Annotated in this window: 15 protein-coding genes; 11 read left to right on the top strand and 4 right to left on the bottom strand. The window is 66.3% G+C overall.

Going from position 1 to position 15,807, the window contains the following annotated elements; all coding sequences use genetic code 11:
• Positions 1-4 precede the first annotated feature (4 nt).
• Positions 5-772, top strand: coding sequence for an NADH-quinone oxidoreductase subunit NuoB (gene nuoB / locus KAR29_RS13530; RefSeq protein ID WP_274373519.1), 768 nt, complete (start codon positions 5-7; stop codon positions 770-772).
• A gap of 125 nt (positions 773-897) precedes the next feature.
• Here nuoB and KAR29_RS13535 read toward each other — a convergent pair whose 3' ends face one another.
• Entirely contained in the window at positions 898-1,662 is a 765-nt protein-coding gene (locus KAR29_RS13535) for a transporter substrate-binding domain-containing protein (RefSeq protein WP_274373520.1), read from the bottom strand.
• A gap of 266 nt (positions 1,663-1,928) precedes the next feature.
• Between KAR29_RS13535 and KAR29_RS13540 the strand changes: the two genes are divergently transcribed.
• Together KAR29_RS13540 and KAR29_RS13545 are read left to right on the top strand one after the other, a co-directional pair.
• Complete coding sequence (locus KAR29_RS13540) at positions 1,929-3,704, top strand: C69 family dipeptidase (protein WP_274373521.1); 1,776 nt, start codon at positions 1,929-1,931, stop codon at positions 3,702-3,704.
• A gap of 4 nt (positions 3,705-3,708) precedes the next feature.
• Positions 3,709-4,188 (top strand): hypothetical protein, encoded by a 480-nt coding sequence (locus KAR29_RS13545; RefSeq protein ID WP_274373522.1) that lies wholly within the window; start codon positions 3,709-3,711, stop codon positions 4,186-4,188.
• A 292-nt stretch (positions 4,189-4,480) separates the two neighbouring features.
• Here the strand turns inward: KAR29_RS13545 and KAR29_RS13550 are convergent, their stop codons facing one another.
• On the bottom strand, positions 4,481-4,612 hold the full coding sequence (locus KAR29_RS13550) for a hypothetical protein (protein WP_274373523.1): 132 nt from the start codon (positions 4,610-4,612) through the stop codon (positions 4,481-4,483).
• A 274-nt stretch (positions 4,613-4,886) separates the two neighbouring features.
• Entirely contained in the window at positions 4,887-5,636 is a 750-nt protein-coding gene (gene gpmA, locus KAR29_RS13555; RefSeq protein WP_274373524.1) for a 2,3-diphosphoglycerate-dependent phosphoglycerate mutase, read from the bottom strand.
• 612 nt (positions 5,637-6,248) lie between these two features.
• On the opposite strand from gpmA, the gene KAR29_RS13560 reads away from it, so the two are divergent.
• A complete protein-coding gene (locus tag KAR29_RS13560; protein ID WP_274373525.1) occupies positions 6,249-8,495 on the top strand; it encodes a mechanosensitive ion channel domain-containing protein in 2,247 nt (748 codons plus the stop codon).
• On the opposite strand, the gene KAR29_RS13565 is transcribed toward KAR29_RS13560, so the two are convergent.
• Positions 8,492-8,914, bottom strand: a complete 423-nt coding sequence (locus KAR29_RS13565) for a hypothetical protein (protein ID WP_274373526.1) — start codon at positions 8,912-8,914, stop codon at positions 8,492-8,494. The genes KAR29_RS13560 and KAR29_RS13565 overlap by 4 nt on opposite strands.
• Positions 8,915-9,135: 221 nt before the next feature.
• Here KAR29_RS13565 and KAR29_RS13570 point away from each other — a divergent pair, with 221 nt between their 5' ends.
• The 7 genes from KAR29_RS13570 (at position 9,136) to KAR29_RS13600 (ending at position 15,719) form a co-directional block, all read left to right on the top strand.
• A complete protein-coding gene (locus tag KAR29_RS13570; protein ID WP_274373527.1) occupies positions 9,136-9,948 on the top strand; it encodes a phosphate ABC transporter substrate-binding protein in 813 nt (270 codons plus the stop codon).
• 78 nt (positions 9,949-10,026) lie between these two features.
• On the top strand, positions 10,027-10,914 hold the full coding sequence (pstC, locus tag KAR29_RS13575; RefSeq protein ID WP_274373528.1) for a phosphate ABC transporter permease subunit PstC: 888 nt from the start codon (positions 10,027-10,029) through the stop codon (positions 10,912-10,914).
• On the top strand, positions 10,911-11,768 hold the full coding sequence (pstA, locus tag KAR29_RS13580) for a phosphate ABC transporter permease PstA (RefSeq protein WP_274373529.1): 858 nt from the start codon (positions 10,911-10,913) through the stop codon (positions 11,766-11,768). The genes pstC and pstA overlap by 4 nt, the downstream gene beginning before the upstream one ends.
• A 25-nt stretch (positions 11,769-11,793) precedes the next feature.
• Positions 11,794-12,555 (top strand): phosphate ABC transporter ATP-binding protein PstB, encoded by a 762-nt coding sequence (gene pstB / locus KAR29_RS13585; RefSeq protein WP_274373530.1) that lies wholly within the window; start codon positions 11,794-11,796, stop codon positions 12,553-12,555.
• Positions 12,556-12,575: 20 nt separating this feature from the next.
• Positions 12,576-13,286, top strand: coding sequence for a phosphate signaling complex protein PhoU (phoU, locus tag KAR29_RS13590; protein WP_274373531.1), 711 nt, complete (start codon positions 12,576-12,578; stop codon positions 13,284-13,286).
• Positions 13,276-13,980 (top strand): response regulator transcription factor, encoded by a 705-nt coding sequence (locus KAR29_RS13595; protein ID WP_274373532.1) that lies wholly within the window; start codon positions 13,276-13,278, stop codon positions 13,978-13,980. Before phoU ends, KAR29_RS13595 begins: the two co-directional genes overlap by 11 nt.
• On the top strand, positions 13,977-15,719 hold the full coding sequence (locus KAR29_RS13600; RefSeq protein WP_274373533.1) for a sensor histidine kinase: 1,743 nt from the start codon (positions 13,977-13,979) through the stop codon (positions 15,717-15,719). Before KAR29_RS13595 ends, KAR29_RS13600 begins: the two co-directional genes overlap by 4 nt.
• The last annotated feature ends 88 nt before the right edge of the window (positions 15,720-15,807 follow it).

Below are 15,807 nucleotides of genomic sequence, written 5' to 3' on the forward strand. Positions count from 1 at the left end.
TTCAATGCTGGACATCATCAGGGCCCGCCTCCTTCAGGGGTACAGGACCCACCCCTTTCCGAAAGAGCCGCCGACCCTCCCCGAGGATTTCCGGGGACTGCCCCTCCTCGAAGGCGGCTGTCCCGGGACGTGCCGAAGCTGCATCGACGTCTGCCCGACGGGAGCCCTCTCGAAGGACGACGGAGAGTTGGTCCTCGACATGGGGCTCTGCCTCTTCTGCGGCGCCTGCGCCCGGGCCTGCGCACGAGGGAAGATCGCCTTCTCCCGCGACTATCGCCTTGCCCGCCGCCGCCGGGAGGACCTTCTCGTCCGGCCCGGCCCGGCACGCCCCCTCTTCGAGACGCAAGGTCCCTCACCCTTCCGCCACAGCCTCCACCTCCGTCAGGTCAGCGCCGGAGGCTGCAACGCCTGCGAGGCCGACTGCAACGTCCTGGGGACGCTGACGTTCGACATGGAACGCTTCGGCATCTTCTTCTCCGCCTCGCCCCGTCACGCCGACGGCCTCCTCGTCACGGGACCGGTGACGGCCAACATGGCCCTGGCCCTGAGGAAGGCCTACGACGCCCTTCCCCGGCCCCGCCTGGTCATCGCCGCCGGAAGCTGCGCCGTCTCGGGCGGACTCTACGCCGGTCACGACGAGACGCTACGGGGAGCCCCCTCGCTCCTGCCCGTCGACTGCTACATCCCCGGCTGTCCGCCCAGCCCCTGGACCCTTCTGGACGGCCTGCTGCGCCTCATGGGAGGACCCGTCCGGAACGGCGCGGAAGGCTAGAAAGGGTAGAGCCACAGACAGCAGGCCCTCCGGCTTCCGGCCGGAGGGCCTGCTGTCGTCGCGGTGGCGGACGGGAATCCGCCGCGAGGCGGGTGCCCCTCAGGGGCGAAAAAGGAACATCCTCTTCAGAGACGGAAGGCCATCCACTTGTCGCGGAGACGGATCAGGACGCCCTCGGCCTTCAGGTCGGCCAGGGCCCCGTTGAGCGCCTCCAGAAGTTCCCTGTCGTCGCGCCGCAGGGCCAGGGCCTTGGCCGATCCTGCAATCTCCCAGTCCAGGGCCAGGGCGATTTTCCCCACGAAGGGCTCGCGGCCGGCCATGGAGACCGCCACGGGACGGTCGACCAGGGTGGCGTCGGCCTCGCCGGATAGAAGGGCATCGAAACAGTCGTCCGTCGTCGGACGGCTCAAGACATCCAGTCCCTCCAGGGTCGTGACGTAGACCTCCTGAACCGTGCCGGCGATGACGGCGACGCGTCGGCCCTTCAGGTCGTCGGGCGAACAGAGGGGGGGCCATCCGGCAGGGACGACGAAGGTGCTCCGCGAGATCTCGTAGGCCTCGGTGAAGGCCACCCGCCGGGCCCGCTCCTCGGTGGCGCTCATGCCCGAGGCGATCAGATCGATCTCGCCCTCGACGAGGGCGTCGATGAGGTTCGTGAAGGGCCTGTCGATCCAGACGAGTTCCCTGCCCAGCCGGGCGGCCAGGGCCTCGACGAGGTCGACGTCGAAACCGGCCAGGCCCGAGGGGCCGCGAAGGACATAGGGAGGATAGGCGGCATCGGTACCGACGCGCAGAGGCACCTCTCCGGCCCCGAGAGGAACGGGACCGGCAAGCGCAACGGCCAGGAAAAAAAGGAAGACGTTCAGGGTACGGCGCACCGATGCTCTCACCTTTCGGCCTCCTTTTTCCGGCCTCTCGCGAGGACGGCAGCCAAAGGGGTTCTGAAACCTCTCTCCGATCGACGGCCTGAATATCCTATATTTTAATAATCTTACAGGTCCCTGTCAAAGGCGAACCCTGCGTCGGCGAGAGCTATATAGTTTAATGATATTTTTCTGAAAAAACCTTTCATCCCGCTCCTCTATGGCTTGATTTTTTCACGCTGCAACTCTAGACTGAAAAGAGTTCCCGTTCATTTCGATGGAGGTGACCGTCCATGTGGAGCAACAGAACGTTCCGCCGCCCGAGCCTCGCTCTCCTGATCGCCCTTTCCCTCGTCTTTCTGGCCTCTCTGGCCTGGGCCGATCCCGAGGCGAGCCGCCGGGACGGCAGGGCCTACGGCCGGGCCAACGCCGAGGCCGTGGCCGAAAGCGTCGGCGAGCTCCTGGAGAAGGGGCGCGCCCAGGGAATCGACTACGGCTCCGTCCTCGCCGAGGCCCGCAGACGGGAGGCCCTCTACCGCCAGGTCCTCCCCGACAAGATGGCCTGGATCGAGGGCGTCGCCCAAGGGTCAGGCGTGGCCTACGACGATCTCCTCATCCTGAACGCGGCCGACCGCCTGATGACGGGCTTCGTCGGCGAGTGCACCACCTTCATCGCCCACGGCACGGTTCTGGCCGAAGGCAAGGGGTCCCTCATCGCCAAGAACCGCGACCTCGGCTCCCACACCCTGAGCGAGGTGGCCTTCGAGGAGGCGGCCCGCCACGATTCGAAGGACGTCTATCGAGGGGCCTACATCGACATTCCCCAGGTCGAGAAGACCTACCGCTTCGTCGGCTCCCGCTCGGCCGGCCGCTGGGGCTACGGCATGGGCATCAACGAACGCCAGGTCCTCGTCGCCGACAACGACGCCCCCACCCGTGACGCCCTCGCCTTCACCGAGGGACTTCACGACAACGACTACATCCGCCTCGTCCTCGAGCGGGCCGGAACGGCCCGGGAGGGCGTCGAGATCCTCACGAAGCTGACGGAGAAGTACGGCCAGGCCTGGAACTCCATCATGTTCGAGATCGCCGACCCCAAGGAGCTCTGGGTCGTCGAGATCGCCGGCTACCGCTGGGTGGCCAAGAAGTACGAGAACACCTACACGGCCCGGTCCAACCAGTTCCAGATCACCGACGACTACGACCTGGCCGCCGAGGACCTTATCTCCTTCGCCGTCTCCCAGGGCTGGATCGACAAGGACGTGAAGAAGATCAACTTCCGCGCCGTCTACGGCGGCACGACGCTCTACCCCGACGACAACGAGAACCTCAAGGACCGCCCCGCCACGGAGATCCTCTACAACACGGAGATGCGCTACCGTCGGGCCATGGAACTTCTGGGCGCCATCGACGGCAAGATCTCGCCGGAGACGGTTCTTCCCCTCGTCCGCGACCACTACGACACCTACACCCTTCCCAGCGGTGCCGTCCTGGAGCTGAACCAGATCCCCTTCTACAGCAGCAAGTACGCCGACATGCAGGAGTGGATCACCCAGTTCCCGGAAAAGGACACCTTCGAGCGCACGATCTTCCCCCGGGCCATCTGCCACCACGCCTTCGAGGGCATCACGGCCTCGTCGGCCATCCTCGTCGCCCGTCCCGGCATCCCCAATGAACTGGGCTACATGCTCCACTGTTTCATGCAGCCCTGCAACAGCCTCTTCATCCCCTTCTACGTCGGGGCCTCCCGCGTCGATCCCCGCTTCACGACGCCCGAGGCGGGAAGCCTCTTCATGATCATCTCCAAGATGGCCTTCGGCGCCTACGAATCCTACCACGGCGCCATCCGTAACCTCTTCGATCCCTACGAGAAGGACCTCTTCGGCGCCATGGCGACGATGGAGACGGAGTATGCCGCACTGATCAAGGCAGGCAAGGGCGACGAGGCCCGCCACCTTCTCGACGCCTTCAGCGACGCCAAGGGAGCCGAGGGAATCGACCTGGCCCGCGAGGCCATCGAGGCCGTCTTCGCCGAGACGGCCGCCTCGTCGGCCTGGAGCCGCGACTGAGGCCGTGAGGCGCCTCTCGGCCCCGGGGGCTCTCGTCCTTCTCTGCCTTCTGGGAACGGCTGCGGCGACGTCGGGCGGAGAGTGGACCCTCCCGCAGGAAGAGAGACTCCTCGCCCCCGTCGATGCGGGAAAAGAGGGGGACCTCCATGAGGGGACTCCCCTCCCCTGGACGACGACGCGAGGGGACGAGATCCACCTCGACGGGCGCATCTCCGGCCTTTTCTCCTCCTACCCCGGCGACGGGCAGAGGATTCTGGGACGTTACATCGCCGAGGCCTGCCCCCTGTCATCGATCAAGGGGGAGACCTTCGCCCTCACCCTCGAGCGACGAGGCGACGGCACGCCTCTTTACCGGATCGGCCTCGTCGAGGAGGGGCGCTTCGCCCTCTACCTCGTCACGGAGGAGCTCTACCGGGCCCTGGCGCCGCGGTGGAAGACCCCCCAGATCCCGGCAGGCGATCCCTCCGTCAACAACGGCGCCTGACGGTGAAAGAGGCGGGCGTGTCCCGCCTTTCGAGCGGCGCCGGAGGGGCTCGCGGAATCCATACGCAGCGGGGAGGCGACAGAGTCGCCTCCCCGCTCCATGTATCCGAAAGGCGGACCCGAGAGGCCTTCGCCGTCGGATCGGCCCTCGACCCTCTCCCGGAGCGCCTCTCCCCTGCGGGAGCCGGTCGCCTTCCCTGGAGCCGCACGGTCCCGTCGACGTCCTCCCTACCCTTCGTTGCGCGCCGATGGACGGGAGGAAGACCTCGCCCCTTCAGAAAGCCTCCGCCCGTTTAATCGCGCTTCTGTTCCCTGGCGCGCCGTTCCTGGCCCTGCATGGTCTTCCAGATGCACCAGGCAAAACCGCCGAAGGTGATGCCCAGAATCAGGACCATGTTGACGATCCACGTCGTTCCGCCTTCCATCGTCCATCCCTCCTTCTGCGCCCCGCAAACGGGGCGCGACCGAAGACGCTCGGACAGAGCGCTCTCCCGGGCGAGGGCCTGGCGCGGAGAAGGAGATCGATAAGGAAAAAGGGAGGGAAGGGAAGACGATCGAGGTCGGTCTCAAAGGGCCTCGGCGCAAAGTCCTCGCTTTCACGCAAAACCCTTCGTTTCAACCCGATCATAATACAGGAGATCGGGAAAGGCAACGCCTCCGTCCCGGGTTCCGCGAAAAGCCCGGGGCGGAGGCGCCGTCTCAGGCCCCGGCCCGGCCCTGGCGGGCGACGGCCTCGGCGGCGGCCTCGGCGGCCTCGGGATCGCCGAGGTAGTAGTGTCTCTGCGGCCGCAGCTCCTCGTCGAGCTCGTAGACGAGGGGGATGCCCGTGGGGATGTTGAGGCCCACGATCGCCTCGTCGGAAATGCCGTCGAGGTATTTGACGAGAGCCCGGATGCTGTTGCCGTGGGCCACGACGAGGACGCGGCAGCCCGAGCGAAGGGCCGGGACGATCGTCTCGTGCCAGAAGGGGAGGACGCGGTGGACCGTGTCGTCGAGACACTCCGTCAGGGGCAGATCCTCCTCGGGAATCTCCCTGTAACGGCGGTCATGGCCGGGCCAGCGCTCGTCGGAGCGCTCCAGCTCGGGAGGCCGGACGGCGTAGCTGCGACGCCAGACCAGGACCTGATCGTCGCCGTAGCGGGCCGCCGTGTCGGCCTTGTTGAGTCCCTGGAGGGCCCCGTAGTGGCGCTCGTTGAGGCGCCAGCTCCGCACGACGGGAAGCCACATCAGATCCATCCTGTCGAGGGCGATCCAGAGGGTCCGGATGGCCCGCTTGAGGACGGAGGTGAAGGCGATGTCGAAGGTGTATCCCTCGTCCCTGAGAAGGTCGCCTGCGGCTCGGGCCTCGTCGAGGCCCTTTTCGGACAGGTCCACGTCGGTCCAGCCCGTGAAGCGGTTCTCCCTGTTCCAGTCGCTTTCGCCGTGTCTGAGAAGCACCAGTCTGATCATGTTCTTCCCTCTCCTTTCCGGTCGACGGGAAGGCCTCTTCTCTCTCTTCCCCGTTATCGTTCTCCCATTATAGGGGTCGCACCCCCCTCCGCAATCGAAGGGCCCGTGACGATCGGGGGAAAGGGCGACGGCAACAAGCATGGTAGAATAAAAAAATCGAGTTGTCTCCTGCCCCTTAAACCGAAGGCTCGTCAGGACAAACTCCGTCGGATCCGCCGATTCAAGGCTCGTTCCAATCACCTCGCCGATGCGGGTTCGAGACAGCCGTCTCCGTCCCCCGGACGTCTCCCGGCCAGGCCGATGGCGGTTGCCGTTCCGTCTTTGCCGGTGGATCGGGGTGCCCCTGAGCCCACGGACAAAGAAAGGCCAAAGCGTCGGACACGCCGCAAAACGCCTGTGGCGTGACGGTCGTGCCCCGAAGCGGCGGGCCCGGTCGAACCGGACCGACCCCGTCAGGCCCGCCGATCCGAGGTCCGTTCGAAACGCCCGGTCGGCCCGGACTCGAGGCCCGTCCCTCGATCCCGGAGACGTCTCGCGGCCCCGTCGAAGACCCTTCCACGGCGCTTTGCCCGCGACTTCGGGCTCCATCTGTCCGAGAAAGAGAGGTCGCCCATGAAAAGAGGCCTGTCCCTCCCCCTTGTCCTTCTGATTCCGGCCCTGCTCCTCCTCTCGGCCCTCCTCTCTGCCGAGGCCAGGGCCTTCGACGTGACCACGGCCGACGTCGAGGCCCTGGAGGAGCGGGCCCGAAGTCTCGACGACGCCATCGCCGAGGCGATGCGCACCGATCTCTCCTTGGAGGCGGCCCGTCTCGGCCTGGAGCCGTCGCAGATCGCGGAGCGTCGGGAACGCCTCGAGGCCCTGCAGGCGCTCTACCGCCGGCTGTCGACGACCCTTTCCCGCGCGGAGCGGCTGCAGAAAGAGACGCAGGCCATCGAGGAGGCCGCCAGCTCCGGAGGCCGGGCGTTCCAACAGGAGCCGCCCTATCCCCTCTCTCTCCTGGACGAACAGACGGAACACCTTCAGGGCCTGCAACAGCAGCTTGACGCTCTGCGAAGGTCCAAGGCTCTGACCCAACGGGCTCTCGAACGGGCCAAGACGGGGTTGAGCGACGCCGAGGCCTTCAGGAGACGACTGGCCGACGGGGTCCGCGGCGGAGAGCCCTCTCCCGGCCTGGCCTGGCGGATCAGCCTGGCCGATCTGGCCATCGCCCAGAACCGGGCCGAAAGTTTCCTGCAGGAGAAGCTCATGGCCAATACCGCCCTGAGCGAAAAAAAGCTGGCCATCGAGATCGACTTGGCCCGTCAGAACCGCGACTGGGTCGCCAAGAACCTCGTCTACAGCGAAGAGGATCTCCAGTCCCAGCTCAAAGCTGAAGAAACCCGCAAGGCCGATCTGAGCCGCCGCGTCGAAGAGGGAATCCGCCTCCGGGAAAGGCTGGAGAAGGAGCTGACTCAGGCGCAGGCGGTCGTCCAGAAGGCACAGACGGAGGACCAGGCTCTCGTCGCCTCGGCCCAGCTGCAGACGAAGACGCTGCAACTCACCTACGCTCAGTCGGATCTGGAGTTGCTGCAAGGACGCATCGACCTGGCCTCCAAGGCCCAGCAGATCTGGAGGGCCCGGTACGCCATGCTCAAAGGAGGCCTCCCTTCGGAGGAGCTTTTCGCCTTCCAGAACAGCGCCGAGGCCTGGTCGGAGGAGCTGGACGAATCCCTGTCGGCCCTGCAGGCCTACCAGACCACTCTGTCCAGCAACAGGGAGTCGCTCAACCGCGACCTGGCCGCGGCCAACCTTCTGCCGAAAGTCGTCGAAAACCTCAAGACAAGAGAGACGGATCTCTCGGCGGCCATCGAGAACAACCTGGCCGCCCTCTCCGACGTGCTGCGTCTTTCGGCCCTCAACGACCGGTTCGTCGAGGAGACCAAACAGACGATCGGAGCCGTTCAACTCGCGGAGAAAGTGACGTCCATGGGACGCCGTCGCGTCGTCGAGGTCTGGCAGACCGAGCTCTGGACCAGCGGCGATCACGGCGTCACCGTCGGCAAGCTTCTGATCGCCCTCGTTCTCATGGTCATCGGCTCCGTCGCGAGCCGACGCGCCGCCCAATACGTGGGCGACAAGCTGCTGACGCGCTTCGAAATGGAGCTGGGAGCGGCCCAGGCCGCCAAGAACCTCTCCTTCTACCTGCTGATCCTTCTTTTTTTCCTCGCCGCCCTGAGGGTCGTCAACATTCCCCTCACGGCCTTCGCCTTCCTCGGCGGCGCCTTCGCCATCGGCATCGGCCTCGGCGCCCAGAAGTTCTTCTCCGACCTCATCAGCGGCTTCGTCATCCTCATGCAGAAGCCCTTCCGCATCAACGACATGATCCAAGTCGACGGCATGTTCGCCACCGTCATCGAAGTGGGCAGCCGCTACACCAAGATCCGCACCTTCGACAACGCCGACGTCATGATGCCCAACGGCTACCTCCTGGATAACCGGATCATCAACTGGACCTTGGGCGACCGCATCATGCGCAGCAAGGTCACCGTCGGCGCCGGCTACGACTCGGACCCCAAACGCGTCCGGGAGCTCCTTCTCCAGGCGGCATCGGAGCACCTCAAGGTGCTCCCCAAGCCGGCCCCCTTCGTCGTCTTCAGCGACTTCGGCGACAGCGCCCTCGTCTTCGACCTCTACTTCTGGGTCCATATGGATTTCGCCTCGGCCCTGGTCGTCGGCAGCGATCTCCGCTACCGCATCACCGAGCTCTTCCGCCAGGACGGGATCTCCATCGCCTTCCCCCAGAGCGACGTGCACCTCGACGTCGTCGGGCCCCTCAGGGTCCGCCTCGAAGGAGCGACCGGCCCGGACGAGAGGGACTAGGTCGTCAGGCGCTCCATCAGGGCCGTCCCCTCGTCGACCACTTCCCTCCTGGCCCGTACGGCCTCGGCGCAGGCGGCGGCAACGTCGTCGGAGTGATTCAGGATATAGAGCAGACAGGCCAGCCTGAGATCGAGCCCCATGTCATCGACGTAGCGCCTCAGCTCTCCGTCACCCGTCGTCGGGTCGTATTTGCAGACGTATTTCCCCTTGTCGCCCAGGGCGACGGTGAACGCCATCGTCCCCCAGGAGAAGGAGACCTCCTGACCGCCGTGGGAAACCACCGTGGCCAGGGCGTTGAGGAAGCGGTTTCCCTCCAGGTATATCTGCCCCGCACCCTTGAGAAGGGCCTCCCGAGAGGCCTTCAGTTTCATCGTCTCCTCCCGAAGCCGGGAGATGGCCGCACCGTAGACAAAGGCCATGGCCCCGTCCCCCCTTTCGATCGTCTCCCTTTCATTGTAGTCGCTCCCCCTCGGAACCGCATCCGGGACCTCGTAGGGACCGTTACGGAACTCCCGAGGGCGTAACAGAGCCGTGACAGAGCCGTAAAGCCTCCGTTACGCCCTCCCCCTATACTGACGATCAAGAGGAAGGGCCATCGAGCCCCTTCCGGAAACCAACGATCGTCAAGGGGGAATGTTCTGTGAAGGTAACGAAGGTGCTCCTCGCCGCTTTGCTGTCTCTGACTCTCTCCATCGGCGCCGCTTTCGCCGGTGACCTGGCCATGAACGGATCGACGACGGTTCTGCCCATCGCCCAGGCGGCGGCGGAGAAGTACATGGAGGCCCACGGCGACGTCAACATCTCCGTCTCCGGCGGCGGCAGCAGCAACGGCATCAAGGCCATCATCGACGGGACGACGGACATCGCCAACGCCTCGCGCTTCATCAAGGACAAAGAGGTCGAGGCGGCCGTGGCCGGCGGGGCCTATCCCGTTCCCTTCGGCATCGCCCTCGACGCCCTTCTCCCCGTCGTCCACCCCTCCAACGGAGTGAAGGACCTCTCCATCGAGCAGCTTCGCGACATCTACACCGGAAAGGTCACGAACTGGAAAGAGGTGGGCGGCGCCGACCAGCCCATCGCCGTCGTGGGCCGCGACACAAGCTCGGGCACCTACGAGACCTGGGAAGAGAAGATCATGAAGGGCGAGAAGGTCTCTCCCAAGGCGATGGTCGTCGCCTCCAACGGCGCCATGGTTCAGACCGTGGCCCAGAACAAGCTCGCCATCGGCTACATCGGCATCGGCTACCTCAACGAATCCGTCAAGGGCCTCTCCGTCGAAGGCATCACCGGAAACGCCGATACGGCCCGCAGCGGCCAGTTCCCCGTCTCCCGCTACCTCTACATGTTCACCCGCGGCTGGCCCAAAGGCGACGCCCTGAACTTCATCAACTTCGTCCTCAGCGACGCCGGCCAGGAAATCGTGGCCAAGACCGGCTACGTCCCCATCCGCTAGCCCCTCCTCCCCCTCTCTGCACAGGCGACCGGACCGCAAGCGGTCCGGTCGCTCTCGAATCGAAAAGGAGCTGTCGTCATGAAGGACCGAAGCGCCCTCAAGGCCGACCGCCTGCCCAAGGCGCTCATCGCCGTCGTCGCCACCAGCGGCCTGGCCGTGATGCTCTTCATTCTCTACTTCCTCTTTCGGGAAAGCCTCCCCGCCCTCAGGGAAACGACGTTGGGGGCCCTTCTGAGCGGAGAGTTCTGGTACCCCACGGCCGAGCCCGCCGAGTTCGGCCTCCTCGCTCTCATCGCCGGATCTCTGGCCGTGACCTTTCTGGCCTCGGCCCTCTCCGTGCCCGTCAGCCTGGGACTGGCCGTCTTTCTCTCCGAGATCTGCCCCCGCGGACTCCGCGAGGTCTTCAAACCCCTCCTGGAGATTCTGGGTTTCTTCCCCTCCGTCGTCCTCGGCTTCCTGGGCATGGTCGTTCTGGCCCCCTGGCTTCAGGAGCGCTTCACTCTCCTGACGGGGCTCAACCTCCTCAACGCCTCGCTCCTCATGGGCGTCATGATTCTTCCCATCGTCACCTCCCTGGCCGAGGACGCCCTGGCCTCCGTCCCCCGGGACCTGCGCGACGCCTCCTACGCCCTGGGGGCGACGCGACTGGAGACGACGTGGCGCGTCGTCCTCCCCGCCGCCCTCCCCTCGATCCTCCAGGCCGGCCTGCTCGGCGTCATGCGGGCCATCGGCGAGACGATGGTCGTCCTCATGGCCTCGGGAGGGGCGGCCGTCATCCCCCGATCCCTCATGGACCCCGTGCGCCCCCTCACGTCGACCATCGCCGCCGAGATGGGCGAGACGCCCATAGGTTCCACCCACTATCACGTCCTCTTCTTCGCCGGTCTCCTCCTTCTGGCCATGACCCTCTCGATCAACCTCTGCGCCCTCTGGATCGAACGGCAGGGAAGGCGGTGGCGCGCATGACCTCCTCGGGCCGTCGCCTCAAGGACCGCCTCGTCACGCTCGGCCTCTACCTGCTCATGGGAGGCGTCCTTCTCCTTCTGGCGGGAATCCTCGCCTTCCTCATCGGCAACGGGTGGAGCGTCCTGAGCTGGGAATTTCTCACCGAACCCCCTCGCGACGCCATGACGAAGGGCGGCATCTACACGCCTCTCGTAGGCTCCGTTCAGCTTCTTCTCGTCGCCATGGCCTTCGCCTTCCCCGTCGGCGTCTTCACCGCCGTCTACCTCGTCGAGTGGGCCCGGGACAACTTCTTCACGCGGCTGCTGCGGCTTGCCGTGCGAAGCCTGGCCGGCGTTCCCTCCGTCGTCTTCGGCCTCTTCGGCCTCTCCTTCTTCGTCATCGCCCTCGGCTTCGGCGCCTCGCTTCTGGCGGCGGGACTGACGTTGGGCTGCCTGGCCCTGCCCGTCATCGTCGGCGCCTCCGAGGCGGCCCTGGCCGCCGTCCCCAAAGACTACCGCGACGCCTCCTACGCCATGGGGGCCACCAAGTGGCAGACCATCTACAAGGTCGTCCTCCCCGCCGCCTTCCCCTCCATCATCACCGGCGCCATCCTCGCCGTGGGACGTGCCGCCGGGGAGACGGCCCCCATCATCTTCACCGGGGCGGCCTTTTTCACGCCCCACGTGGCCCGAAGCCTCCTGGAGCCCGTCATGGCCCTCCCCTACCACATCCTCGTTCTGGCCACGGCGGGGACGGCCATCGATCAGACCCGTCCCATCCAGTACGGCACCGTCCTGGTTCTCCTCGTCCTCGTCCTCGGCGTCACTCTCGTCGGCGTCGTCTACCGTGCGCGGCTTCGCCTGAACAAAAACTGACGGCCGACAGAAAGGTGCGATCGCGGTGAAAAAAGCCATCAAATTCCAGACATCGTCCATGGATCTCTGGTACGATCGGTTCCAGGCCCTGAAGCAGATTCAGATCGCCATTCCCGAGCGGGCCGTGACGGCCTTCATCGGCCCTTCCGGCTGCGGAAAGAGCAGTTTCCTACGCTGTCTCAACAGGATGAACGATTTCGTCCTCGGTGCCCGCGTCGAAGGCGAGGTCCTCCTCGACGGCGACGACATCTACGCCTCGGGACGGGACGTCATCACCCTCCGTCGTCGCGTCGGCATGGTCTTCCAGAGGCCCAACCCCTTCCCCTCGTCGATCTGGGACAACGTCGCCTACGGCCCGCGCCTCCACGGCGTCACGGGCCGTCACGAGCTGGACGGCATCGTCGAGAGAAGCCTCAGGGGCGCGGCGATCTGGGACGAGGTGAAGGACAAGCTCCGCACGCCGGCCCTCTCCCTGTCGGGAGGCCAGCAGCAGCGCCTCTGCATCGCCCGGGCCATCGCCGTCGAACCCGAAGTCCTCCTCATGGACGAGCCCACGTCGGCCCTCGATCCCATGGCCACGGCCCGAATCGAGGAGCTCGTCCGGGGCCTCAAGGAACGCTTCACCGTCATCATCGTCACCCACAACATGCAGCAGGCGGCCCGCATCTCCGACGAGACGGCCTTTTTCCTCAACGGCGAGATCGTCGAGACGGGACCCACTCAGTTCATTTTCACGTCGCCTCAGGACGGACGGACGGAAGACTACATCACGGGCCGCTTCGGCTAGGCCCAGGAGAGGAGACAGTCATGGACAACCTCAACGTGAGACAGACCATCGACGGCGAGCTGGAGGCCCTGCGCCGCAATCTCCTGAACCTGGCCAACCGGGCCGGAGAGGCGGTCCGCAAGGCCCTCTGGGCCCTCTGTCACCAGGACAGGATCCTGGCCCAGGAGGTCATCGACAGCGACGACGACCTCGACAGCCGGGCCCTCAAGATCGACGAGGAGTGCCTCCTCTTCATCGCCCGCTTTCAGCCCGTCGCCCAGGACCTGCGGACCGTTTCCTCCATCTCCCACATGGCCATCGACCTGGAGCGCATCGGCGATCTGGGCGTCAACGTCGCCAAATTCGCCCTCAAACTCTCCGACCGCCCCTTCGTCAAGCCCCTCATCGACATCCCCCGAATGGGCGAGATCCTTCAGGAGATGATCGACGCCACCATGAGGGCCTTCATCAACGGCGACGTGGAAGAGGCCAAAAAGGCCTGTGCCCTCGACGACCCCATCGACGACCTGGAGCGTCAGATCTTCCGTGAGATGCTCCTCATGATGATGGAGAACCCCCGCATCATCGAGGAGGGAACGGCCCTCATCACCGTGGCCCGCAACCTGGAGCGGGCCGCCGACCACGTCACCAACCTGGCCGAACGGGTCCTCTACGCCGTCACGGGCAAGGTCGTCAGCGCCTCCCAGTTCCGCCGCCCCAAGGCGCCCCGGGACGCCGCCCATGGCCGGTGAGCGCGTCCTCGTCGTCGAAGACGAGGCGACCATCGCCGACCTCGTCGCCGAGGGGCTGCGCCGCCAGGGCCTTCGCCCCGAAAAGGTCCACGACGGAGACCGCGCCCTGGAGATGATCGAGACGACCCGCCCCGATCTGGTCATCCTCGACCTCATGCTCCCCGGCCTCGACGGCTGGGAGATCTGCCGCCGCATGAAGGAATCGGAGACGACGAGGACCATTCCCGTCATCATGCTCACGGCCCGCCGCGACGAGCGCGACGTCGTCGCCGGCCTCGAACTGGGGGCCGACGACTACCTTCGCAAGCCCTTCTCCCTCCTGGAGCTGGTGGCCCGCGTCAAGGCCCTCCTCCGGCGGACCGGAACGGGAGGGGATGAGGGGGGAACGCTGGAGTGCGGCCCCCTCTCCCTCGACCTCAAGGGACAGGAGGCCTTCCTGAACGGGGCACCTCTCGACCTGAGCCCCACCGAATACCGCATTCTCGAGCTGCTGGCCAAGAACGCCGGACGAACCGTCTCCCGCGACGAGCTGCTGGCCCGCATCTGGGGCCTCTACGGCGGCGACACGCGCACCGTCGACGTCCACATCTGGCGGCTGCGCCGGAAGATCGAGACCGATCCCGAGACGCCCAGCCTCATCGAAACCCTTCGGGGGCGGGGCTACCGCCTTCACCGAGGAGACGATCCGTCATGAAAACGCTTCGAAGCCGACTCTCCCTTCTCATCGTCGCCACCGTCCTTCTCTGCTTCTTCCTGGCCTGGTTCCCCCTGTCGGGCCTCGTTCGGGACCGCCTTCACGCCAAGGCCCTCTCCGAACTGGACATCCACAGCCAGGTCCTGGCGACGGTCATCGCCGAGGACTTCCCCGACCTCAGCCGCCTCGAAGCCCTGCACCGCGTCGTGCAGGACCGCATCACCGTCGTCGACGGCGGAGGCAGGGTCCTCTACGACAGCGATGTCGCCGCCGAGAGCCTCGACAACCACCGCGACCGCCCCGAGATCGCCCGGGCCCTCGACGAGGGACGGGGCGAGAACGTCCGCTACAGCCGCAGCCTCGGCGCCGACCTCCTCTACGTCGCCCGACGGGCCCAGGCTCCCGACGGGACGGTCTACGTCGTCCGGACCTCCTACTCCCTGGCCTCCATCGGCGAGACCCTCCTCCTCCTCCGACAGCGCCTCTTTCTGGCCTTCGCCCTGTCCGGTCTTCTTGCCGTCGCCGTCGGCCTCTGGCTGGCCTCCCGTCTGGCCACGCCCCTCAGGGAGATCGAAGAGGCGGCCCGGGCCATCGAAAAGGGCGACGAGGCCCGCTTCCCCAGCGGAGGCCCCAAGGAGATCGACGCCCTCGCCTCGGCCCTCAGGACCATGGCCGCCCGCCTCAAGGAGACCCTGGCCGACCTCGAGGCCGAGCGGTCCGACCTTCAGCTCCTTCTGGAAAACCTCCCCGTCGGCGTCGTCGTCACCGACCCTTCCGGCCGGGTGCGCTTCGCCAACGGCTCCATCGCCCCTCTTCTCCGGGACCGCCCCGACAGGGTCCAGGGACGGCCCTGCCAGGGCGTCCTCCGCGTGCCGGAGATGACGGCCCTCATCGAGGAGACGGCCCGCTCGGGCAGGGCCGAGACCACCTTCCTCCTCCGCGACAAGAGCCCCCGCCTCTTCCAGTCCCAGGCCGTGCGCCTCCAGGGAGGGGCCCTCGTCGTCGTCACCGACCTCACCGAACGGCACCGTCTCGAAGAGGCCCGCAAGACCTTCGTCGCCGACGCCAGCCACGAATTTCAGACGCCCCTGACGGCCATCCGCGCCGCCGCCGAGCTGATCCTCTCGTCGGAGGAACTCTCCGACGAAGAGCGCCGACGCTACGCCGACTGCATCATCGAACAGCAGGAGCGGATGACGTCCCTCGTCGACGATCTCCTCCTCCTCTCGCGCCTCGAAAGCGGCCCCCCCACGGAGGAAGAGGAGGACCTCGATCTGTCGTCGCTTCTGGAGACCCTCGCCCGCGACGAGAGCGACAATCCCCTGGCGGGCCGGATCGTCATCGAGCGCCGTCTCGCGCCGTCAGCCCCCTTCCGGGGAAGACCGGCGGAGCTGAGACGGGCCCTGGGCAACCTCGTCGACAACGCCGTCAAATACGTCCGCAAGCGCTTCGGCGACGAGGAGGGCGGCCACGTCCTCCTCTCCCTCGAGGCCGATGAGGAGAGCTGGCTTTTGACCTTCGCCGACAACGGCGTCGGCCTCGTCGAGGAGGAAATCGAGGGGCTCTTCGAGCGCTTCCAGCGCGGCGAGCGTGACCGAGGCCGCGTCGGCTTCTCCCACGGGGGCTACGGCCTGGGGCTGGCCATCGCCAAAGGCATCATCGTCGGCCACGGAGGCACGCTGACGGCCTCCAGGCGCGACGAAGGAGCCCTCTTCGCCGTCCGCCTCCCCCGAAGCTGATCTCCCAAATCCGAAAGGGGGCCTCCCGGCCGGGAGGTCCCCTTTTTGTTGCATTCGTCTAATAATTGACCGTTTTCGTCTTGTCGCC

Source organism: Aminithiophilus ramosus (genome assembly GCF_018069705.1).
Taxonomy (GTDB): domain Bacteria; phylum Synergistota; class Synergistia; order Synergistales; family Aminithiophilaceae; genus Aminithiophilus; species Aminithiophilus ramosus.